Origin of the sequence: Rhizobium sp. IBUN (assembly GCF_000510625.1) — a bacterium.
GTDB lineage: Bacteria > Pseudomonadota > Alphaproteobacteria > Rhizobiales > Rhizobiaceae > Rhizobium > Rhizobium altiplani.
The window spans coordinates 116,167-135,024 of sequence record NZ_AZNV01000015.1 but is presented as its reverse complement, the minus strand read 5'-3'; the positions used below and the strand labels follow the sequence as shown (position 1 = coordinate 135,024).

General features: G+C 59.1%; 22 protein-coding genes. 9 read left to right on the top strand and 13 right to left on the bottom strand.

What is annotated here, in order from left to right:
• Positions 1-420: 420 nt before the first annotated feature.
• The 3 genes from RHIBUN_RS0115895 to RHIBUN_RS0115885 all read right to left on the bottom strand — a co-directional run bounded on the left by RHIBUN_RS0115895 (position 421) and on the right by RHIBUN_RS0115885 (position 3,083).
• Positions 421-1,239, bottom strand: a complete 819-nt coding sequence (locus RHIBUN_RS0115895) for a hypothetical protein (protein WP_025660301.1) — start codon at positions 1,237-1,239, stop codon at positions 421-423.
• A 127-nt stretch (positions 1,240-1,366) separates the two neighbouring features.
• Complete coding sequence (locus RHIBUN_RS0115890; RefSeq protein ID WP_025660300.1) at positions 1,367-2,302, bottom strand: nucleotidyl transferase AbiEii/AbiGii toxin family protein; 936 nt, start codon at positions 2,300-2,302, stop codon at positions 1,367-1,369.
• The gene (locus RHIBUN_RS0115885; RefSeq protein WP_025660299.1) at positions 2,289-3,083 is read right to left on the bottom strand and encodes a type IV toxin-antitoxin system AbiEi family antitoxin domain-containing protein; all 795 of its coding nucleotides are present in this window, start codon (positions 3,081-3,083) and stop codon (positions 2,289-2,291) included. Before RHIBUN_RS0115885 ends, RHIBUN_RS0115890 begins: the two co-directional genes overlap by 14 nt.
• A 396-nt stretch (positions 3,084-3,479) precedes the next feature.
• Between RHIBUN_RS0115885 and RHIBUN_RS0115880 the strand changes: the two genes are divergently transcribed.
• Positions 3,480-4,067, top strand: a complete 588-nt coding sequence (locus RHIBUN_RS0115880) for a L,D-transpeptidase (RefSeq protein WP_025660298.1) — start codon at positions 3,480-3,482, stop codon at positions 4,065-4,067.
• 149 nt (positions 4,068-4,216) lie between these two features.
• Entirely contained in the window at positions 4,217-5,062 is an 846-nt protein-coding gene (locus RHIBUN_RS0115875; protein WP_025660297.1) for an inositol monophosphatase family protein, read from the top strand.
• Here the strand turns inward: RHIBUN_RS0115875 and RHIBUN_RS0115870 are convergent.
• Genes RHIBUN_RS0115870 through RHIBUN_RS0115850 form a run of 5 tightly spaced genes read right to left on the bottom strand, consistent with a single transcriptional unit; the run spans position 5,053 to position 9,873 of the window.
• Positions 5,053-5,904: a glycerophosphodiester phosphodiesterase gene (locus RHIBUN_RS0115870; RefSeq protein ID WP_025660296.1), complete on the bottom strand. Its 852-nt coding sequence runs from the start codon at positions 5,902-5,904 to the stop codon at positions 5,053-5,055. The genes RHIBUN_RS0115875 and RHIBUN_RS0115870 overlap by 10 nt on opposite strands.
• Positions 5,897-6,976, bottom strand: a complete 1,080-nt coding sequence (locus tag RHIBUN_RS0115865) for an ABC transporter ATP-binding protein (RefSeq protein WP_025660295.1) — start codon at positions 6,974-6,976, stop codon at positions 5,897-5,899. Before RHIBUN_RS0115865 ends, RHIBUN_RS0115870 begins: the two co-directional genes overlap by 8 nt.
• A 37-nt stretch (positions 6,977-7,013) precedes the next feature.
• The gene (locus RHIBUN_RS0115860; RefSeq protein ID WP_025660294.1) at positions 7,014-7,838 is read right to left on the bottom strand and encodes an ABC transporter permease subunit; all 825 of its coding nucleotides are present in this window, start codon (positions 7,836-7,838) and stop codon (positions 7,014-7,016) included.
• Complete coding sequence (locus tag RHIBUN_RS0115855) at positions 7,838-8,716, bottom strand: ABC transporter permease subunit (protein ID WP_037216531.1); 879 nt, start codon at positions 8,714-8,716, stop codon at positions 7,838-7,840. Before RHIBUN_RS0115855 ends, RHIBUN_RS0115860 begins: the two co-directional genes overlap by 1 nt.
• Positions 8,717-8,727: 11 nt before the next feature.
• Positions 8,728-9,873: an extracellular solute-binding protein gene (locus tag RHIBUN_RS0115850; RefSeq protein WP_025660292.1), complete on the bottom strand. Its 1,146-nt coding sequence runs from the start codon at positions 9,871-9,873 to the stop codon at positions 8,728-8,730.
• Between the two features lie 157 nt (positions 9,874-10,030).
• Between RHIBUN_RS0115850 and RHIBUN_RS36860 the strand changes: the two genes are divergently transcribed.
• Both RHIBUN_RS36860 and RHIBUN_RS0115840 read left to right on the top strand, forming a co-directional pair.
• Positions 10,031-10,219, top strand: coding sequence for a hypothetical protein (locus RHIBUN_RS36860; RefSeq protein WP_198021153.1), 189 nt, complete (start codon positions 10,031-10,033; stop codon positions 10,217-10,219).
• 211 nt (positions 10,220-10,430) lie between these two features.
• Positions 10,431-10,955, top strand: a complete 525-nt coding sequence (locus tag RHIBUN_RS0115840) for a GNAT family protein (RefSeq protein WP_037216525.1) — start codon at positions 10,431-10,433, stop codon at positions 10,953-10,955.
• Between the two features lie 472 nt (positions 10,956-11,427).
• On the opposite strand, the gene RHIBUN_RS0115830 is transcribed toward RHIBUN_RS0115840, so the two are convergent.
• A complete protein-coding gene (locus tag RHIBUN_RS0115830; protein ID WP_025660288.1) occupies positions 11,428-11,646 on the bottom strand; it encodes a DUF982 domain-containing protein in 219 nt (72 codons plus the stop codon).
• Between the two features lie 165 nt (positions 11,647-11,811).
• Here RHIBUN_RS0115830 and RHIBUN_RS34785 point away from each other — a divergent pair, with 165 nt between their 5' ends.
• Both RHIBUN_RS34785 and RHIBUN_RS37355 read left to right on the top strand, forming a co-directional pair.
• The gene (locus tag RHIBUN_RS34785) at positions 11,812-12,330 is read left to right on the top strand and encodes a transcription termination/antitermination NusG family protein (RefSeq protein WP_025660287.1); all 519 of its coding nucleotides are present in this window, start codon (positions 11,812-11,814) and stop codon (positions 12,328-12,330) included.
• A gap of 997 nt (positions 12,331-13,327) precedes the next feature.
• Positions 13,328-13,507, top strand: a complete 180-nt coding sequence (locus RHIBUN_RS37355; RefSeq protein ID WP_084659704.1) for a DUF3606 domain-containing protein — start codon at positions 13,328-13,330, stop codon at positions 13,505-13,507.
• 575 nt (positions 13,508-14,082) lie between these two features.
• Here RHIBUN_RS37355 and RHIBUN_RS0115810 read toward each other — a convergent pair.
• Positions 14,083-14,292: a hypothetical protein gene (locus RHIBUN_RS0115810; protein WP_025660285.1), complete on the bottom strand. Its 210-nt coding sequence runs from the start codon at positions 14,290-14,292 to the stop codon at positions 14,083-14,085.
• A 130-nt stretch (positions 14,293-14,422) separates the two neighbouring features.
• Between RHIBUN_RS0115810 and RHIBUN_RS0115805 the strand changes: the two genes are divergently transcribed.
• Positions 14,423-14,725, top strand: coding sequence for a DUF982 domain-containing protein (locus RHIBUN_RS0115805; protein ID WP_084659703.1), 303 nt, complete (start codon positions 14,423-14,425; stop codon positions 14,723-14,725).
• 169 nt (positions 14,726-14,894) lie between these two features.
• Here the strand turns inward: RHIBUN_RS0115805 and RHIBUN_RS35385 are convergent, their stop codons facing one another.
• Positions 14,895-15,224 (bottom strand): hypothetical protein, encoded by a 330-nt coding sequence (locus RHIBUN_RS35385; protein WP_084659706.1) that lies wholly within the window; start codon positions 15,222-15,224, stop codon positions 14,895-14,897.
• Positions 15,225-15,451: 227 nt separating this feature from the next.
• Here RHIBUN_RS35385 and RHIBUN_RS0115795 point away from each other — a divergent pair, with 227 nt between their 5' ends.
• Positions 15,452-15,925 carry a hypothetical protein gene (locus RHIBUN_RS0115795; protein ID WP_025660283.1) on the top strand — a complete coding sequence of 158 codons (474 nt, stop codon included), beginning with the start codon at positions 15,452-15,454 and terminating at the stop codon, positions 15,923-15,925.
• Between the two features lie 14 nt (positions 15,926-15,939).
• Positions 15,940-16,662, top strand: coding sequence for an SOS response-associated peptidase (locus tag RHIBUN_RS0115790; protein WP_025660282.1), 723 nt, complete (start codon positions 15,940-15,942; stop codon positions 16,660-16,662).
• Between the two features lie 20 nt (positions 16,663-16,682).
• On the opposite strand, the gene RHIBUN_RS0115785 is transcribed toward RHIBUN_RS0115790, so the two are convergent.
• Both RHIBUN_RS0115785 and RHIBUN_RS0115780 read right to left on the bottom strand, forming a co-directional pair.
• On the bottom strand, positions 16,683-16,952 hold the full coding sequence (locus RHIBUN_RS0115785) for a hypothetical protein (protein WP_025660281.1): 270 nt from the start codon (positions 16,950-16,952) through the stop codon (positions 16,683-16,685).
• A gap of 946 nt (positions 16,953-17,898) precedes the next feature.
• A complete protein-coding gene (locus RHIBUN_RS0115780; RefSeq protein ID WP_025660280.1) occupies positions 17,899-18,813 on the bottom strand; it encodes a TIM barrel protein in 915 nt (304 codons plus the stop codon).
• Positions 18,814-18,858 lie beyond the last annotated feature (45 nt).

Sequence of the window (18,858 nt, the reverse complement as noted above, 5' to 3'; positions counted from 1 at the left end):
GCTCGGCCATGAGCCAGCCTGTCTTGCGCTCTACTCCCGACAGCACGCCATCAAGAAAGGCGCCGCTCGATAATCGCAGTTCACGACGACGAAAGATCGGCCCCAGTCGCTCCTTCAATGCATCGAGCTCGCGTTGCCATGCCAAAATCGACCCAGACCAGCTTGCGACGGACATGCAATTCCCTCCAGCTAAACGCCGAGAGTGAATCATGATCTCGCATAAAACGCAACTGTAGTACTAGAGCGGCTGAACTCTGTCATAAACAATCCGGATCAGATTTGGGGCGGGAACAATTCGCTTGTGCGCAATCGAGGTCAAATCTGGGGCGGCGACAATTCATTCGTGAGGAATCCACGGGACGAATTCGACCACAGCGCCATTCGTGAGCGTGTCAGCATCGGTATTCTTGGACATCGTCACTAGACCTGGTGTATTCGCGCCTCACTGTTCGTCCCGATGAATAACGAGCTCGCGCCCTGATCTTGCGCGTTGGCTTCAAGCAAAGCCAACTGCGTGGGCTCTATGAAGCTCCGCGGTGGTAGGATGATCCATCCGTCATCATCCCCCACCGCGACGAAGTCCCCTACGGCCACACAAAGAGCCGACAGCGCGCAGATGAGCGCGGCCCTGTCATCGTGATTGACGACCTTGCCAATGTCTCGCGACAACTGCCGGCCTGGAAGACAATGCGCCATCAGCGCGCTTAGGACGCCCTCAGCCGTGAGATGCTGGAAGAAGGTGTCGGACCGATCGCCCCGCCGCGCCGCAAGATGGACCGGGTCCGCAATCATCATCCCAAGGAACGAACTCGGAAACGCTTCGACAACCGCCCTGTCATCGATGGCAATGCCGTGCCCCGCCGCATGTAGATCGGCATGCTTGACGAGATGGCGAACACACTCGTTGGCGTGATGGTTGAGTAGTCTGCCAACAGGTGCGCTTGATTGACCAGGCTTACCGATCAGCGGACGAAGCCGGCGCGTCAGCATCCGCTCCGCTGTACGGTAGCGACCTATGATCTCAAAGCCGCGACGGATAGGACCATCAAAGGCTGCCGCGAGAATGGGGCGTCCGACAGCCAACGTCGCGATCGTTTGCTCTCGCTCGGGTTCGACAGCCCGGAAGCGCGCACCCTCCCACGAAATGGTCGTTAACGACCACTCAAGCCGACAAATGGCGCTGGAGCGCCGTGTCGGCGAGCATCCCACGTCTATGCCAATGACGGCGCCACTTTCCATTAATATCCTTCTGATCAGCCTACTGTACACTCTACTGAGTTTGAGACGATGGCGCGAGAAATGCCTTCCCCCGCCTTATCCTTCTCAAGGATGACGGCGCTGGCGCGCCGTTCGGAACCGGTGTACGTCATGGGCGGGGCGCTCCTGCACGCTCAAGCGCGGCGGCGAGGCGTTCGACAAGGGTCGCGCGCTGCTCCGGAATCAGCTTGTCGAGATTGATCTGCTTCCATCGTACGGCCGGCAAATCGGCAGCATCAGGCACGCCCAACAGCGTCCAGTCGGGATCGCCGCGTTTGAAGCCTAGCAAAAATTCCTTGTGCTTTGCCGGCATCCGGCCCGAAATTTCGGCGATGAGCTTCTCCCTGGCTGTGATGAGATCATCGGCGCTGACGGGTTCTGCCGTCATGCCTTCAAAGTTCTCGAGATATTCAGCGGATATGTCCTTCCGCCGCGGCGCGACCACTTCCGCGATCGGTCGGTCGTGGCTGATGAGATAGACGATGAAGGCTGCACGCAGATCGTCGGTGATGCCCTCATGGGCAAGCAGCTGCGCTGCGTCGAAAAGATCACGGGGATGCTGCCGGTCCAGCGCCGCCACGATCTTGCCCGCATAGAGATCGGCAAAGGAGACAAGCCGAGTCTGCGCATAACCGAACCGTGCCTCCATCTCCGCTGTGACGCTTCGCTCCTCCGCGGGGAAAACGCAGCCCCGCAGCACGGGCGTTACCTCAATCTTAATCTGGGCATCGCGGGTCTGCACCGTAAGCTTCGTGACAATTTTCTCCGCGCGATTGACGACCTCTGTAACGCGCGCACCGTGCATGCCTACGGCGATGGTCTTTCCGAGCCGTTTCATCGCCGAGCCGATGGCGGCGAGCGACTGCGCCCTATCGGCGACTGGCAGATATGTGAGGTCGATATCGACCGACAGGCGCGGCAGGTCACGCAGGAAGAGATTGATGGCCGTCCCGCCCTTGAGCGCAAAGTCCTTCTCCGCCGCCACGAAAGGCATGACCGCGATCAACAGCGCGACCTGACGTTCATAGGTTTCAGATAGAGCCACTGAGTTCCTCCGGCACGGTGATCTGATAGGTGGGGTCGAGACGTCCGCCTTTGACGAGCATCCGCTTGCCGTTGCCGAGATCGACTGCCTTCCTGTCGATCTGGCTGAGCCAAGACGGGCTGTGGCGGTCGGCGAACCAGAAGAACAGGCGCTTGACCTTGATACTGCGGCAGTCCTGTAGCAGCAGGTTGAGGCGGCGCGGGCTCAGAGTGCGCAACCCCTCGGCGATCATATCGACGTTGTGGAAGCTCTGCCGGTTGGGAAGCTCGTCGAGTAGTTCCAGGAAAGCGCGCTCGGGCGTCGAGACCGTCAAGGCGCGTTCGTCCTCACGCAGCAACCGTACTGTCCCCGCCTGCTGATCGGGGGCAGCATGGATTGACTTGAAGAGGCTCGGAGTGCGGTGAAAGCGGAATGTCTGCCGCAAGGGCAACTTCGCGAGCCATCCGGGCGGTGGCTTCGTGCCGTAAAGATGAACGACGCTCGCGCCCGACGGGGCCACATAGTGGGTCAGTCCCTGCAGGTCGAGGGCGGTTATAGCGCCGACGACCAGGTCTCGTTCTAGTAGGGTCTGCAACGAGATGACCACTCCCTGCCAGGTGAGCTGCCCCAGGGGGCGCTTGAAGGTGCCGCGCGCAGGCTGATCCAGCCACCCGGCGGCCACGTATTGTGTGCGCAAGCTGCTGGAATAGCCGTGCGCCTCCATCCAGGCCGCGTCGGCAAGCAGGCCTTCAGGCAGGGTTCTACCCAGCTGGTTCAGCTTTCCGGCTTTTCGCTCAGTCATACTTAGTAAAATGGCATATAATCAAACCGAAAGCCAGTTTGAAAAGAGCAGAAAATACTTAGTTTGACTTAGGAAAAGCAAAAATCTGCAAACCAAAAAGGCGAGGACTTCAGCGGCAGAGAGCCATAAATGAGGAGTTAGGTTTCTAGTTCTTCCTTCTGTGGCCATCGATAAGCGCGTGTTGAATTTGACAACGACTTCAATAGCCTAACCAAAGGCAGTTTCAGGTTGTCTGACTCGAAATTTGAGAGACTCGAATACATGCGAACAAGACTCGGATGTCATAAGAAGCCTCAATTCCGCATCGACGTCGCGTGTAGCGTCGGAACTCGGCCGCCACAATGGCGCCACAGATTTTCGCGGTTATCTTGCATCAAAACAAGCGGATAGCGGACAATGAAGTTCCTGGTTCTATTTGCAACAGTGCTTTTGTTTGCGGCCTTTCAGGCCGAGGCGCAGATTTACGGTCCGTATGACGACTACGGTGACTATGGCGACTACGGCTACTATGATCCGTATGGTCCATATGGACCGCCACCCGACTATGGCGAGCCGTTGCCGCAGCGCCAACCCCGAACGGGAAGGGGCGGGACAATCGTCATCGCCACACGCGAGCACACGCTTGTCTATACGACGCCTCAAGGTGAACAGCTCGCCTATCCGATTGCGGTCGGGCGCCAGGGAAAACGATGGTACGGCACGACGCATGTCACGTCGAAGCGCAAATATCCCGAGTGGCGACCGACGGCCAGCATGCGCCAGAAGAATCCGAGACTGCCAATGGTCGTGCGTCCCGGCCCTTCCAATCCGCTCGGTACACGGGCCATTTATCTTGCGGACGGCCTGCTGCGCATCCATGGCACCAATGATCCGTCCTCGATCGGCACGAATGCGTCAAGCGGTTGCTTTCGCATGTACCGCGAGGACGTCGAGGAGCTCTACGAGATGGTCCGTCCGGGAACACGCGTGATCGTCCGGCGGTGATATAACAATCGCCCAGTTCGGGTGTCGGCCACACAAAACTTTTCAAGGGTCCACGTCTGGCGTTTGGAGGCGCCTTGATACGACCGCCAACGCTGGCGTCGACGTCCCGTCATCAAAGCTTCATGCGGCTCTGCCATCACCTCATGACGATGTCGAATCCAAATCTCGCCGAAATCCGTCCCGTGTCATCCCGCATCTCACCGACTGCCTCGCCGCGCCTTGCGGCATTGGCGGTAGCCGTTCTCCTTGGAGGTGCCAGAGCGCGAACATCGCTGCGTCGCCGCCTTGATGGCGAATTGGTCGCAAAAGCGCCGAGGGACTATCAGACCGAGATCGACGTTGCCGTCGAGCGCATCATCGTCGATGAGTTGAACCGATCCTTTCCCACCTACGCGATCAAAGGCGAAGAAGCAGTCGGCAACCGGAACGCAAAGGAAGGCGTGCCTGTCATCTATATCGATCCCATCGACGGGACGACAAATTTCGCCTGGGGAATTCCGCATTTCGGGATGACAATCTCGATCGTAGAGGAAGGCGAACTTGTCGCCGGCGTCGTTTACGACGCGATGCTGGATGAGCTTTTCAGCACGGAACTCGGCGGCGGAGCCTATTTGAATGGCGAGCGGATCCGGTGTGTGAGCTCGAAGGGAGTTGAAGACGTGCTCGTAGGGGCCGGCCTGCCGATTCCCGGACAACTGAAGGCCGTGCCGGAAGACGTGTACTTCAACGCGCTCAAGCGGTTAATGGCCACAACCGCGGGCGTGCGACGGCTGGGTTCGGCGGCCTTGTCGATCGCCTATGTCGCCTGTGGTCGCCTGGACGGCTTTTTTGAGGATGGCTTGTCACTGCACGACTACGGCGCCTCCGCCCTTTTGGTGCGCGAGGCAGGCGGCAAAATCTCGGCGTTTGATGGTGGACCCGTCACCGCGAACGGAGACATCGTTGCCGGCAATCCCGCCCTCCATCCCTGGCTTGTCAAAGGCTTTCAGGCCTGATCTTCGATCAGAAGCCGTTCCAGCCCGACCGGATCATCCGTCGTGATCTGGTCAGCCTTCAGTTCCAGGAGCCGTTTGACGCCGGGCAATGCGGAAGGGACGGCGGAGTTGATCGTATAGGCGTCGACGAGCCGCCCTGCCCCCTGAAATTCGCCGATCAGGTCGTAGCCCGCCTGATCCGCAAATAGCACCAGGCGGCGATCGAGATAGATCATTTGCGCGCGCGGCACGGCTCGTAGCGCACCGGCAACAAAACCCACGAAATCGCGTGTTTCCATCAGCCGCTCGATGGCGCCGTCGTGGCAGGGGTCGTAGCCGATTGCCATGTCAGGCACCGCATGCGAGAGCCGCTCGACGGCAAGCGAGTCACCGCCTGAAAGAATGACTGAGTCGGCAACAGGCGAAATAGCCGCAGCGAATGCGGCGATGTCGGCGTCACGAATGACGTCCGAATTTTCTTTCAGGTCAAGCTGCAAGCCCGCCCTCGGATCCCGGCCGACCTGAGCCAACAGGTGCCCGAGATCCGCAAGCATCATGACCTTGTGTTCGCTCGGCGCCCCGAAAGGATCGCGAAGATGCAAGCCACGCAGGTAAGCCTCGGATGCGGATCGAACCATCCCGGTGCCGGTTGTCGCGGCATCAAGCGTCTCGTCGTGCAGCACCGCAAAACCATCACCGGCAAAGCGCATCAGATCGACCTCGACGCTGGCGCCGAGTTCCATGCCTTCCACGATGCGCGCGCCGGTAAAGGAGATGTCGCCGGCAAATCGATGTCCCCGGTGCCACTTCAGCCAGGTACGATGCCCTGCTCTGTCGATCGCAATTCCACGGCCCTCAAGCATGACCAAACACCCGATTGTTCTCCTGTGTCGGGACCGCGACGGACTGGTGAACGAGCCGGTTGTCTCGGAACGCCCTGAAGGCGGCCGCCACCGGTTTCACCGACGTGCCCTTGGTCCAGCCACTGTTGCTTGATGTCATCGCTTTCATTCTTGTTCCGTCGCTGAGATCGACGTCGACGATCTTATGGGTGCCAAAATCGATGCTACGGTGAACGATGCCGGTACCCATCTCGTTCGCCGCGACAAGTGACAATGCTTCCGGTCGAATCGCAAGTACGATTTCTCCGTCCGCAACGGGAACAGGGAGCGAAAAGGCTGCATGTTGGCTGATGCCATTCCTGACCGTGGTGCGAATGAAGTTCATCGAACCGATGAACCCGGCGACAAACTCGGTCTCTGGCTCGCGGTAGATGCGATCGGGCGGCGCAATTTGCTCGGTGCAGCCATCGCGCAACACGACGATCCGGTCGGCGAGCGCCAACGCTTCATCCTGTCCGTGCGTGACGAAGAGCGTCGTGATGCCAAGCCGCTGCTGGATGTCCCGCACCTCCTCACGCAACCGCTCACGCAAGTGCTGGTCGAGGCTGGCGAAGGGCTCGTCGAGCAGGAGGATCTTGGGTTCGAGCACCAGCGAGCGGGCCAGCGCCACACGCTGCTGCTGGCCACCGGAAAGCTGCGTGGTGATGCGCCTGCCGTAGTCGGCAAGACCAACGAGCGCCAGCGCCTGTTCGACGCGCTCTTTTATCTCGGCTCTGGGAAGGCGGCGAAGCTTGAGGCCGAATGCAATATTGTTGAAGACGTCCATATGCGTCCACAGGGCATGGCTTTGGAACACCATGCCTGTCGGACGTTTTTCCGGCGGCAGTGACGTAACATCCTTTGCATCTATCAGAATGCTTCCCGCTGTCGGTCGTTCGAAGCCGCCAATCATGCGCAGCAATGTCGACTTGCCTGATCCGGAAGGACCAAGCAAACAGACCAGTTCACCATCCTCGACATCGAGGGAGACATCGCGGACCGCATAGGTGGCGCCGAAGCTCTTGGATATCCCTTTTATGGTCAAACGTGCCATCTGAAGCCCTTCCTGGTGCCATCCGCCGCAATGAACATCATGCTCCCAGCCCCCTTGCGAAGGTACCGGTGCCGACCACTCTTCGGGCAAACATCAGTGCGACGAAAGAGGGAACCCACAGCATCACCGATAGGACGGCGCCATACTGAACGACGATCTGGTTGTTGATGAAGGTGACCATGAGGACCGGCATCGTGCGGATCTGCGGCGCTCCGATCAGCCACGCCCCTTCGGTTTCGTAGAACGTCCCGACAAAGGTCAGCAGGAGGGCCGCCGCGATCGTTGGCGCGGCCTGCGGCAGGGTAATCGACCAGAAGACACGCAAAGGGGTTGCCCCGGCATCGCGCGCGGCCTCTTCCATTCGCCGATCGACGTTCTTGAAAGCCGCCACGGGAATCCAGATCATCAGCATCAGCGTTCCGACCAGTTGAATGAGGACCACGCCCCAGAACGTGCTGATCAATCCGATCTGAAGAAAGATCCCGGCGATCGCCACCAGAAGCCCGAATTTCGGGAAGGCATGCGACGCCAGGAACGACAGAAAGAGAACGTCCCTGCCCCGGAATTTCATACGCGCAAAGGCATAGGCGGCCGGGAGACAGATTACCGCTGAAAGAATGGTCACCGTCGTCGCCAGACGAAGGCTGAGAAAAAGGGCATCCCATACATCGGTTCGCGACAATGTCAGCGACCAATAGCGCAGTCCGAACTGTTGGGGGATCACAGCCGGGTAGCGCCAGACCTCGCTGAACGCCCAGGTTCCGACGACAACGAGCGGCAAAGCGATGAACAGCGTCAGCAGCAATGCCAGCAGGGCGCCGATCCAATCCATCTCCGCCATGACAAGCCTTCCGTGCCGCATCACACGCCTCCCCTGTTGCGGGCGATCGAACGCACGTAAAGCACTCCGAAGACAAGGCAGAAGCCGAAGGCGATGACAGCCTGCGTCAGAGCGTTGACGGGGTCGTTCATGTCCGAGAACGTCCGCTGCATGAAGGGCCCCATCATCTCCGGCGATGCCGGCCCGAGAAGATAAGGCAGCGTGAAGGACGAGAAGATGCCGAGGATTGCGAAAGAAGTGGTGACGAGCAGGGAATTGCCCATCCGCGGCATGATAATCGACAGGAAGACGCGCAGCGGCGAAGCGCCGACGTCCCGTGCGGCTTCGATGGAGCTCTTTGGAATATTTCCCAGTCCGGCCGTCAGCATGAGGACCGTGAGCGGCAGGTTATCCCAGACGAGACCGATGACCGGCCCCCACGGCGTCAGGTAGGGTGACGGCAGCTTCGGCAATCCAACGGCATTCAGCAACACGTCGACGGCGCCGTTGGGGCCAAAGGTGCGGATCAGCGCATAGGACAGAATGATCGAGGGCACGAACATCGGAAAGATGGCAAGCCCTTGCACATAGGCCGAGAGCGGCCCGCGGGAAAACCGGAGATAGAGCGCGATCGGCAGGCCGATCGCCAGAAGCAGCACTCCGCAAACCAGGGTCGTCCAGAGCGTGATCCAAAGGTTTGCACGACTGTACTGGTCGCTGAAAAAGAACTGGTAGGAGGCGAAGGATATCGCCGATGCGCCACCCGGCTGCGCAACGAAGATCGTGCTCGCGACCGCCGACAGGATCGGGTAGATGATCAGCCAAGCCAAGAGAAGCACAGGCAGGGCTACCAAACCAAGCCCCACCCAACCCTGACTTCTCGCCGGCGCGGACAAACGCGCCAGCAGCGGAAGTGACATTGACCTGCGCATCAGGAGCGGCTGATACCCGGTGCGACGTTGCGATACCAACCGTCGTTGATGGTGGTTTCCCAATCACCGCCCGGGAAGGTGGGGATGGTCGCCGGGATGACATCGGCATACTTCTGGCGCAGCTCCTCCGAGATGTGCTCCCAGGATACGCCCGGGAAACCGCCGATCTCGGTGATGATCGCTTCCTGCATGTCCTGGGTCAGCAGGAAGGCGGCGAGCTTCATGGCTGCGTCCGTGTTGGCACCGTTCGAGAACACGGTCATGCGGGAGAAGCCGCCGCACAATGCGAGATCGCCCAGCTGAACGAGACCGGTCGTCTCCGGCAGAACACCCTGCGAGATCGCCTGCAGCACCTGGTCGGACCAGACAGGCGTCATCGTCACGACGCCCTGCGCCAGAAGCTGGATCGACTGCGTGTTGCCGGCCGTATAGGCGCCCTTCTCGTAGAGGGACGGCGCCAGATCGTTGAGCAGTGCCCAGGCCGGCGTCACGGCTTGGTTGGCGTAATCGGCCGTGAAGTTGTCGATCGTGAACTTCTTCGGGTCACGACCGTTGGCTTCGTGGATGGCGCGGCGAACGAAGTTTCCGCCGGAGCCACCCTTGTCGGGACGATTATAGATGAACTGGCCCGGATTGGACTTGATCCAGGCCGTCAGCTGTTCCCAGCTCCTGGGTGCATCCTTCGGGTCGAGCTTGGTCTTGTCATATGCAAGCAAGACCTGCGAGCCGCGATAGGGTAGCGAATACTTGTTGTCGAACGCGAGCGGATTGACGTGGCCGAAGCCTTCGACGTTCTGCGCCGAGAATTCGACCCAGAGACCGGCTTCAGCGCCCGCCGGCGGAAGACGTGGATCGAAGCTCTCGAAGATATCGGCCTGCGGATCCGTCTTCGTCTTGAGCGCTGCCAGAGCGCGGTCTGCAATCGCGCGCAAACCGGTGTTGTCACCGGCGTCGGTAATCTTCACGGCCAAATCCGGATGAGCCTTTTCGAAGGCGGGGCGGACGATGTTGTTCCAGAAGTCGATGATATTCGCGTCCGATCCGCTATAGAGATCGATCGTCTTTGTCGCGGCCGATGCCAGGGGCGGCAGCATCAGCATGCCGGCGGCCGCGGTTGTGGTGACAAGGAAGTCGCGTCTGTTCATAGCCCTCTCCATTGGCTCGCGTGTAGAAGGCCGTGCTACGCCTGGCGCGTCACAGACTCATGACAGCAGCGCCGATTTAGGAGAAATATTGCACAGCTGCGCAATCCATCTCGTCCCCTTTGGAAAGGGAAGTCATACGAGTCAGCGCGAACGGTGGATGGGGGATGCCTCTCTTGATCTGGCACGCGGAAACCTGTCGGCCGCGCTCGAAGGTTACGGGCAGCGCGGCATGGTCCGGACCGGGTGGACCAGGGACGATGCGATCACGACTTTGATCGCCGATTGGAAACGCGGCTACGATCCGGCCAAATCCCTGCGCATCGCCGTCGCGATGTCCGGATGCTGAATAAGATTGAACGGTCACGCGTTCAAGCCGGAAGACGGATCGCGGCATTTCGCGGCCGGGGACCAGATCGTCTTTTCTTGTCTTCGACAACATGCGGTCGTCGGCACCGAGCACGAGGTAGTTGCCGCGCTCTATGCGATGCATCAGCAAAAGGTGGTAGAACTCCTCGCCAGGAATCGTTTGAGGGTCCTATGAGATGCGACCGCATGCAATGATAAGGCTGATTGAGTTCGGGCGTGAGCATTTCCCAACGGTCGCCGGTTGGGTTCGCAGCGAGCGCGACCTGGTGCAATGGGGCGGACCTGATCTGACCTATCCACTAAGCGACCATCAACTTGAGCAGATGGTAGAGGAAGGGCAAACGACACCACCATCACGGCTGTGTTGGATGGCGGTTGACGTTGCTCAAACCTTGGTGGGCCATGTCCAGCTTGCTCTCGACTGGAAGAATGGCGTCGCGCGGGTGGCTCGGGTCATAATTGCGCCTGAGGTTCGCGGAAGGGGGTATGCGTCCGCTCTATTAGAGTCGGTGGTGAAGCAAGCTTTCTCCTACGACGAGATCGAGAGAACTGAACTCAACGTATATAGCTGGAACGCGGCAGCTGTCCGAACCTACAACAAAGTCGGCTTTTCTCATGAGGGATTAAGGCGGTCATCCGTCCGGGTTGGCGATGAGAGGTGGGACACGGCAGTCATGGGCATATTGCGGCACGAGTGGGAAGCGAGGCGATTATGACAGGAGTCCCTGCGGTATCGATCACTGGACAAGGTTCGGTGGCGGTGGGGATGCGCTCGATGGATCGTAGTTGTTGTCCTCTATGATATCTGGAGAATTCCTTAGTAACTGGTCCATACACCATCGCCCGGATGGCGGACTAGGGGTTCTCCCCGATGGTCATGCAGCCTTCCAATTCATCCTCAATGTCGCGACAAAGGGTCTCATATTCAGCGGTGAGCGTGTAATCGGCATTCGATCTGAACCTGTCTCTAGCCCTGATCGTGAAAGCGTAATTCTCAAGTTCGTAGGTCCACCAGTGAGCAATTGACGCGTGGCATCGTAGATGAGGGCGACGCACGAGGAGCGACGCCAGGCCGTAACGAAACGCATTGAAAGGTGGCTGTTCCATTTCCCTCAGACCTCTGAACAGCATCTTAACACTCCCCCTGAGTTTTTGTTGGATCCTGAGCGCCACAGGAGCGCGAATGACTCAGTGCACAGCAGCGAGCCTAACGGCGGACTTGGCGTCTTCAGCGTTCATCCGGCCCTCTACGACGGCCCGGCACGCTTTCCATGCTCGTTGCCACTTGGCAGTGCTCTGGTTCGGCTCATGGATGAGCCATGTCAGTGCCTCCTCTGGGGAGCCGACGACAATACGAATGCGGCTGTCTCCCAGCACAAGGGGCTTTTCCCATCGGTGTACCAACATGGCCGCTCTCCAATCATGAGGGGGTATCGGCGGTATCGGGCATCCGCTCCGCCTCCCGATAGATGGGTACCGGCCACCTTGGTTCAATCGTCGACAAGCTGAAGGATATCAAGATTTGAACATGCAGACCCTCAATCGAGCCTTCGACCCGTACAAGGAAGACAGTTGGCGAAGGAGACGCGTGCCGAGGAACTGAGGTTCCGAGCGGCACGCCGTGACGAAGGCAAGTCCGGCCAGTGGAAGCCAGAGGCCGACCTGTGGTTTGCGATCAAGGCCGCGCCAGGGTCCCAGCGCTCACCATCCGCACCTGTCATTGAGCAGAGGGCGCCTAGCCTGAGCCTTATCGAGCGCAATATTGCCAATGCCGGCTTCGAATCCTTCATGCCGACCTACCGGATCGTAGTGAAGCATCATCGGAACAAGAAGTTTATCGTGCGCCGCTTCCCGATCTTCACCGACTATGTATTCGTCAACCTGCCGACACAGCGGTTCGTCCCGGTCGAGGCCGTGGAGGGTGTCGGGAAACGTCTGAAGTACAGCCGGACCTACGGCGAAGCCCCAGAGCCGTTCAGCTTCCAGCAAGAAGTGATTGATCGCCTCCGATACATGGTCTGGGAGACGACCAGGAGTACCTGCTGGAAAAGGCTTCACGCATGCGACAGGAGGAAGTTGATCGGGAGATGATGGAGGCCAAGAAGGCTGCATCAAGAGCTAGCCGCAAGATCCGGAACGCCGCACTCGACTCTCGGTCGGCCGCAACGCCTATCCCGCTAGAGTTTTCTACTAGCGGTAGGTTCTGATACCACTATTGCAGTACGTGCGATGGATGGTTGGTTGTGCTCTTATGGGCGTGGCCCAAATTCGGCCTCTGTAACAATGCTCGGGGGTCCGCGAACCCCTGCGGACCTCTTAATTCCCCCAAACTATTTAGTCGCACTAATGCAAACGAGGCGTCGCACTTTCATCGTCGAGCGATATTTTTCGCATGGCTTGCAAAGTCGCTCGCAAGCAGAGAGGCGCACTGCCATGCGGAACCCCAAACAAGGCCAGTGCGCCTCTCCCCCCACATGTCTCAAAGCGACGCAGCTGCCGTGAAGAACGCGTCGATCTGCTACTCCGTGAAGCCCATGGCGGCGAAACCCGCTGCCATCATCGGCTCAGTCCGGACGAACGGTCCGGAATACGCATTGGCGATCTGAACTGCCTTGGACTGCGAAGCGCTCCAGCGTCGACTTCCTCCAGGAGGCGGCGGCTAGAAACTGTAGCTTGGACTCCCCAGCGGAAAAGCTTTCTACTTTCCGCTCCATGACAGGCCCCGAGGCGATGAATTCCGCCTCTTCCTCCGGGGTCATCTCATACTCGACACCATTGACGATTTCCTTCAGCCCCGTAGCGCCGTTCTCCGCGAGAACCGCGGTGTAGTTCCCCGATTTCTCTTGCTATTCAACGGCCAATGATAGCTAGGTCTGTTTTCACGAGGAGACTGCGCAAATGGCCAAGGGTCAGGTACGAAGCAACAAGGAAGTTAGGAAGCCCAAAAAGGACAAGGCTGCCCCCAAAAACGCCCCGCCCACTCTAGGTTCTCAGGTCAAGGATAGCCAAAGCGGCTTGAAGAAGAAGTAAGGTATGCAGAGGCGAAATACAGTCGCCTGTTCTACGTCCACGCAATAAGGAGGCCGTAGTGTCAAACCAAAGACCGCGACGCGGCAAAGCCGATCCGGGGTTCTCGGGGCGTGAACCATACCACGTTGCAACGTTTGCAGAGAAGCACGGCATCGCCACGTCCGATGCACAACGCATCATCAAAATGCATGGATCTGACCGTGATGCTTGTGACAAGGCCGCTAACCGGCTGAAATAGCATAGACAGCCGAGGGCGGCGGGTGAAGGGTCGATTGCGGCTGTACCGTTCGGCTCGTAACGCCAGGTCTTATTGCTGTGGCCGGGAGCGCCGAAACAGACGCCTGATCTCCAGACCAATTAATGTCGCTGCAGGGGGAAACGCCACTTGCAGAGCATAGCAGACAAGTCGAAGGAAATCCGGGTCGGGAGCACTCCACAAAGTTGCCCCCACTCGAGATACCGAGGTCTATGTATTGCTCGATCCATCGGAAGACGACGTCTGCCACTTCCTCCGGCCCTGCCCCGACCTTGTCGGAAAGCCGCTCTATATCAACGTTGATCAGATCGCCTCGGTGAGCCCGCCGGGCAACCAAACGGTGGTCGTCGTACCTGCCCCAGGACGAGACGGAGCCCTTGCATACGCCGTTGATGAACCCTGGAGTGTGCGGAGGGGGAGGTTCCGGGAAGGGGTCCAGCCGACCGCACAACCTCCCTGTCGCTCCATGGGAGGCAGACACCGGGATTTTACAAGCAACCCATAAAAATGCACGTACTCGGGATGCCGCCGTTCCATCGAATCAACCGACCAATGCGCTAAGCCCCAGGGTGCGGTGCGTTGGCAAGCGCCATCGACAGGCTTTCGCGCGTCCTGAAGCCGGCTTCTATCAGGTCGAGTGCTGTGGCGGTTACAGCGCCGGCGCACTCACTCTTCGGGTCCGTTTGGTTGCCTTGCCGTGCGTTGACGACGGAGGGGAGGACTTCAACCTCTACGCTTTCCAATGTGATGAAGGTGGGGAATTGCATGGTAACGCTCCTTACACAATGGCAAGAGCGCTGAGGGTCTCTCAATCGGACCGTGCCGTGCATCTGGTCCAACAAACCCACGCCTCATTCGACGTAAGGGGAACAAGATGTCTCTGAGCGGGTTCACAGAATGGGCAGCGAACTGTGTAACGCCAGTTGGCTATTTCTTTCGCGCAGAATCGGAGACTTTGTGTCGGTACCGGGATGGGTCATCGTAATCGTTGAGCGCAACCGCAAATCCCACAAGATCACATCGGCAACTGAAGCCCTTGATATTCTTTTCACGAATTGGCCGGTCGTAAGCGGCACTGCTTTCGTCTTAGCACTGGAAGCCTGCGCAGGAGCGATCAGCGGTGCGGTGACACAGGAAGAGGCCCAGTCCGCATTCCTTGCGGCAGCCATTGAAGCAAAGGTCATATTCAGGATCGCCTGAGCCGGAAAGCAGCCGGCCGATTATCAGATTGACCCTGAGCACTCCGCTGATCCCATAAAAAAACCCCGCAGCGTTGCGGGCGGGGAGTTTATCGATCGGTGAAAAGGTCGCACCATGCGCGCATCGCATAGGAAACCCGCCGGCATTCGCGGCCGACGGGTTTAGATAGCTAGAAATTAAAATACACGCCCACACCGGACCTGCGATGGTAGGGGTAGTAGTCGCGATAGCCGTATCGCGGATAACCGTAATACCGCTGATGGCCGTAGTACCGTGGACGGTAGCACGACCCGTAATACCGGCAATCGCGATAGGCGTAGCGCCGGTCCTTATAGTGGCCGTACGCATGTCCATTCCCATGGCCGCGGTGGTCGACCTGCTCGACGTCAGTGGCGTGCATTGGTACTGTATTCGGCACAACGATCGGCGCAGCGTTAAGCGGCAGGGCGAACGATCCAGCCATGATCATGGCGGCGAGTGAGGGCATGAGCTTCTTCATCATCGGAACATCCTTTCAGGATGCGAGTCTGAGGGAATGGGTATTAACCTCCGATGAACGGCTGCTCGTTGAACTCCGGCTGGCTTCTTATGCTGGCGTTGGAGACCAGTGGTGAATGAACTTGACGCATTGAGCGCTCAACGCCATTTCAACTCCGCGCTCGGGCGGGTGCGAACCCCAAACCCATCGGCATGCGGCTGTCGGCAACCTCTTCAAGGAGAGGCGCTATGCGCATGGCCTATCACCCGTCCGACTTCATCGGGCATGAACTCCGGTACTCCTGCACCAAATGCCAACGAAGCGGATCGATGCCCGCCGCGGGTGCCCTCGCCCGTTACGGGAACAAGGCGTTGCCTGACCTTCGCTATGACTTCGCTCGAGAATTCGGATGCGAGCGCGGACCCAACGCACCATTCAATGACAAGTGCGCGATAAGGTACGACAGCTCGGCAGAGAAGATGCTGGGCATCGAGGTGCCGCCGCCTAAGGCCGATCACGAAAGAGCACTAGGCGAACTGGCGCAGTATGAGGCGCTGTTTGCGCTATGTCTGGAGTGCAACCGCCGGAAGCCTATCGATCGCTGGGGGATACAGAAGAAAGTCGGGAAGGGATTGACGCTCGCTCAACTCGCCGGCCTCATGCGCTGCAAGTGTGGGCACAAGGGCGCCCTCTTGATGGTGAGGCATTTGTCGCGAGACTGAAGGGAGGTTTGGGAATGTGCGGACGCATCTACATCAAGGCAACTCTCGAGGAGATGCTGCAGAACTTCGCGTTCGCCGACCGCGGTGACGTCGGGAGCCTCAGCAACCAGTTCCCGAGGTATAACGGCGCCCCTTCCCTCTACTATCCGATCATCATTCGCGACATGGTGCGCGAGCCTGATATCATGGGGCCGGTCTTCGTTTCAGCTCGTTGGGGCCTCCAACCGTCTTGGATGAAGCCGGGAGGCCGACCGCCTCCGATCAACGCACGCCGCGAGGGCATCGCCACCAATGGCCTGTTCAAGTCGGCGTATCGATTACGTCGGTGCATCGTGCCAATCAACGGCTACTTCGAATGGAAGGACATCTACGGGACGGGCAAGAACAAGCAGCCCTACGCGATTGCCATGACCGATGACAGCCCATTCGCGCTCGCCGGCATATGGGACACATGGCGTGATCCAACCACCGGCGTTGAGATCCGCAATTTCGCGGCCATTACGTGCCCACCAAACGAGATGATGGCGACAATCCATGACCGAATGCCCGTCATCCTGCATCGAGGCGATTACGACCGGTGGCTATCACCGGAGCCAGACCCGGACGACCTCATGAGGCCCTTCCCCGCCGAACTGATGAAGATGTGGCCGGTCGACAGAAAGGTCGGCTCGCCAAGGAACGATACGGCGGACATCATCGACGAGATCGACCCTGATCCCGAACCGACGATGATCTGATCGAGGGGCCAGGCCAGCACCTAGTCGCAGACGTTCCTGTATCGCACAACCCGGTGGCCGTGGCGGTATCCGTAGTACCTCTGTGTCCAGCAGCGTTGGGCGTCGCGATACCCCGGGCCATCGTAGTCGTCATCGTACACGTAGCGTGGTGAATGGCGATAGTACCGCGGGGCTGGCGGATCATCGTAGTAGCGAGGGCCGGTGCCATACTCAAAGTAGATCTGAGAGAATGCCGGCGACGCTGACAGCGTAGTCGCGAACGCCAGCGCTGCGATAGCGAGCTTCTTCATGTCTTATTCCCATTCCGGTTTGCGCATAGACGTTGGTAAGGCGGTGTCTCACGCTTCGGTCTTAATACGTCATTAGCGTTGTTCCTGAACATCGGACCTAAGTCCGAGATGGATCGGACTCGAGTCTGGTGGCTTCAGGACCTTTGTCCGACTGTTCAAGCCACCCTGTCGCGCATAGTTTGTGCCGTCCAACCCCACCGGACACCGGAATGCTCCGCACGCCCCCTCGCGTGTAACCCCTCGGAGCTTCCGGAGCCGGCCTCATAGCGCAACCCGCAGCGAGAGCGCTCGAACCACAACACTGAGGTTCCGGCGTGTATTTTGTCGATGACTGATATTAGTGGTTGGTGTAATTTTTCTGTGTCTGCCTCCCATGGAGCGACAGGGAGGTTCCGTGGTCGGCTGGACCCCTTCCCGGAATCTCCCACTTCTGCCGGAATTTAGGTCGGGGCACCACAACGTCATGGCTGCGAAAGCAGCCAATCAGCATGGACGCAAGCCTAGAGCATTTCGAGCTCCACCGAAGCGGGACAAACGGGAGATGGGGCAATGATTTATACTAGCTGCTTAGTACTTTTGCGCGGATAGAAACCTTTGCGAGTAAGTGTATATTAGGAGCGTCGCAACCTGGGATGTGACGGAGCGAAGCCTTCGTCTCGCGGATCCCCGCCGCCAACGAGACTTCACTTCAGAAATAGTGGCAGGGAGGTTCGACCCTCTCATGAACCTCCCTGTTTTAATCGGCGCTCATGCCATAGCACACTCGGGGTCGCCGCTGGCTCCATTGTTTGCATAACCATAGCACGAGATGAAGGCGCCTTGAGGCTCCGGGGCAGGCCGCCAGCCAACTCGGAATACTGGGCGGCCATCTGGATTTCTCATGTGTGCCTCCCAGTTCAATCTTCTCGAGATGTAGTCGCCAGTAGTGACGCCCGTCTCGCGGCCGTTATTCCGCAGCTACGGCAGTGCGGCTGCTGTTCAATGCAATGAGACCCTTTGCGCGCTCAAGCGATGCGCTCTGCTCGTTGCGATAGCGGGCGCCGATTTCCATCATCAGAACGGTGCCGGGCAGGAACTCAAGCTCGCTGAAAATATCCTCCCAATCAATGTCACCCCAGCCAAGCGGCATGTGCAGGTCGCCGATGCCGAGCGCGGTCGATTCCTGAAGATGATAGGGCTTGTAGAAGGCCTGCGGACGACCGAAGGAATCATGGACGTGCAGGTGGCCGGCAACGGGCGCCATGGCGCGGATCTGTTCGCGGAAGTTCAGGCCCCGATAGGTCGCCTCTATATAGGCATGGCTGACGTCGATCAGCGCCACCAGGTTCGGATGGCCGACCGCGTTAACCGTCTCGGCAACCTCGGCCGGCGTCTGACGGTATTGGCCCGGCTCCGTGGTGAAGATGTTTTCGAAGGCGATGCGCACGTCGTAGCGCTTGGCATGTTCAGCCAGCTCGAACAGAGCCTCGCGTTCGCGCTGATCAGCCGTGGCGCGCTCGAACAGCTGGTCGGCGCGCAGGTGGCCACCATGTTGTACGATCACCCTTGCACCGATCCGATCGCAGACCTCGACGAGCGCCTTGGCGGCATCGATCTGATAGCGTGCGGTTGCCGGATCCATGAAGTTGGACGATACGAGCCCATGGACCGTGTAGCGGAATGGAAACTGGGCGGTCAGTGCGGCCAGGCGCTCTGCGCGATCCTTGACGACGCGGCCACCAGCGATCAGGTCGATGGTCGTCAGGCCGAGTTCGACGGTCTCCACGCCGAGGCCAGCAAGGCGGCGCAGATCGGCTTCGAGGCTGTCGAGTTCTCCGTCGGTGGAGCCGGAATTGAAGCCGGTCGAGATGATATTGCTCATGGGCATGTCCTTTGTTGAGGGTGTGTGAACTGCGGCGGTGTCGCC

Coding starts and splice junctions, on each gene's coding strand:
- RHIBUN_RS36860 (WP_198021153.1), top strand. CDS start 10,031: ATGGGGGATGCCTCTCTTGATCTGGCACGCGGAAACCTGTCGGCCGCG.
- RHIBUN_RS0115885 (WP_025660299.1), bottom strand. CDS start 3,083: ATGACTGAGCGAAAAGCCGGAAAGCTGAACCAGCTGGGTAGAACCCTG.
- RHIBUN_RS0115865 (WP_025660295.1), bottom strand. CDS start 6,976: ATGGCACGTTTGACCATAAAAGGGATATCCAAGAGCTTCGGCGCCACC.
- RHIBUN_RS0115850 (WP_025660292.1), bottom strand. CDS start 9,873: ATGAACAGACGCGACTTCCTTGTCACCACAACCGCGGCCGCCGGCATG.
- RHIBUN_RS0115790 (WP_025660282.1), top strand. CDS start 15,940: ATGTGCGGACGCATCTACATCAAGGCAACTCTCGAGGAGATGCTGCAG.
- RHIBUN_RS0115805 (WP_084659703.1), top strand. CDS start 14,423: ATGGGCAGCGAACTGTGTAACGCCAGTTGGCTATTTCTTTCGCGCAGA.
- RHIBUN_RS0115895 (WP_025660301.1), bottom strand. CDS start 1,239: ATGGAAAGTGGCGCCGTCATTGGCATAGACGTGGGATGCTCGCCGACA.
- RHIBUN_RS35385 (WP_084659706.1), bottom strand. CDS start 15,224: ATGAAGAAGCTCATGCCCTCACTCGCCGCCATGATCATGGCTGGATCG.
- RHIBUN_RS0115840 (WP_037216525.1), top strand. CDS start 10,431: ATGATAAGGCTGATTGAGTTCGGGCGTGAGCATTTCCCAACGGTCGCC.
- RHIBUN_RS0115780 (WP_025660280.1), bottom strand. CDS start 18,813: ATGAGCAATATCATCTCGACCGGCTTCAATTCCGGCTCCACCGACGGA.
- RHIBUN_RS0115795 (WP_025660283.1), top strand. CDS start 15,452: ATGCGCATGGCCTATCACCCGTCCGACTTCATCGGGCATGAACTCCGG.
- RHIBUN_RS0115830 (WP_025660288.1), bottom strand. CDS start 11,646: ATGTTGGTACACCGATGGGAAAAGCCCCTTGTGCTGGGAGACAGCCGC.
- RHIBUN_RS0115855 (WP_037216531.1), bottom strand. CDS start 8,716: ATGTCACTTCCGCTGCTGGCGCGTTTGTCCGCGCCGGCGAGAAGTCAG.
- RHIBUN_RS0115785 (WP_025660281.1), bottom strand. CDS start 16,952: ATGAAGAAGCTCGCTATCGCAGCGCTGGCGTTCGCGACTACGCTGTCA.
- RHIBUN_RS0115880 (WP_025660298.1), top strand. CDS start 3,480: ATGAAGTTCCTGGTTCTATTTGCAACAGTGCTTTTGTTTGCGGCCTTT.
- RHIBUN_RS0115870 (WP_025660296.1), bottom strand. CDS start 5,904: ATGCTTGAGGGCCGTGGAATTGCGATCGACAGAGCAGGGCATCGTACC.
- RHIBUN_RS0115875 (WP_025660297.1), top strand. CDS start 4,217: ATGTCGAATCCAAATCTCGCCGAAATCCGTCCCGTGTCATCCCGCATC.
- RHIBUN_RS0115810 (WP_025660285.1), bottom strand. CDS start 14,292: ATGCAATTCCCCACCTTCATCACATTGGAAAGCGTAGAGGTTGAAGTC.
- RHIBUN_RS0115860 (WP_025660294.1), bottom strand. CDS start 7,838: ATGCGGCACGGAAGGCTTGTCATGGCGGAGATGGATTGGATCGGCGCC.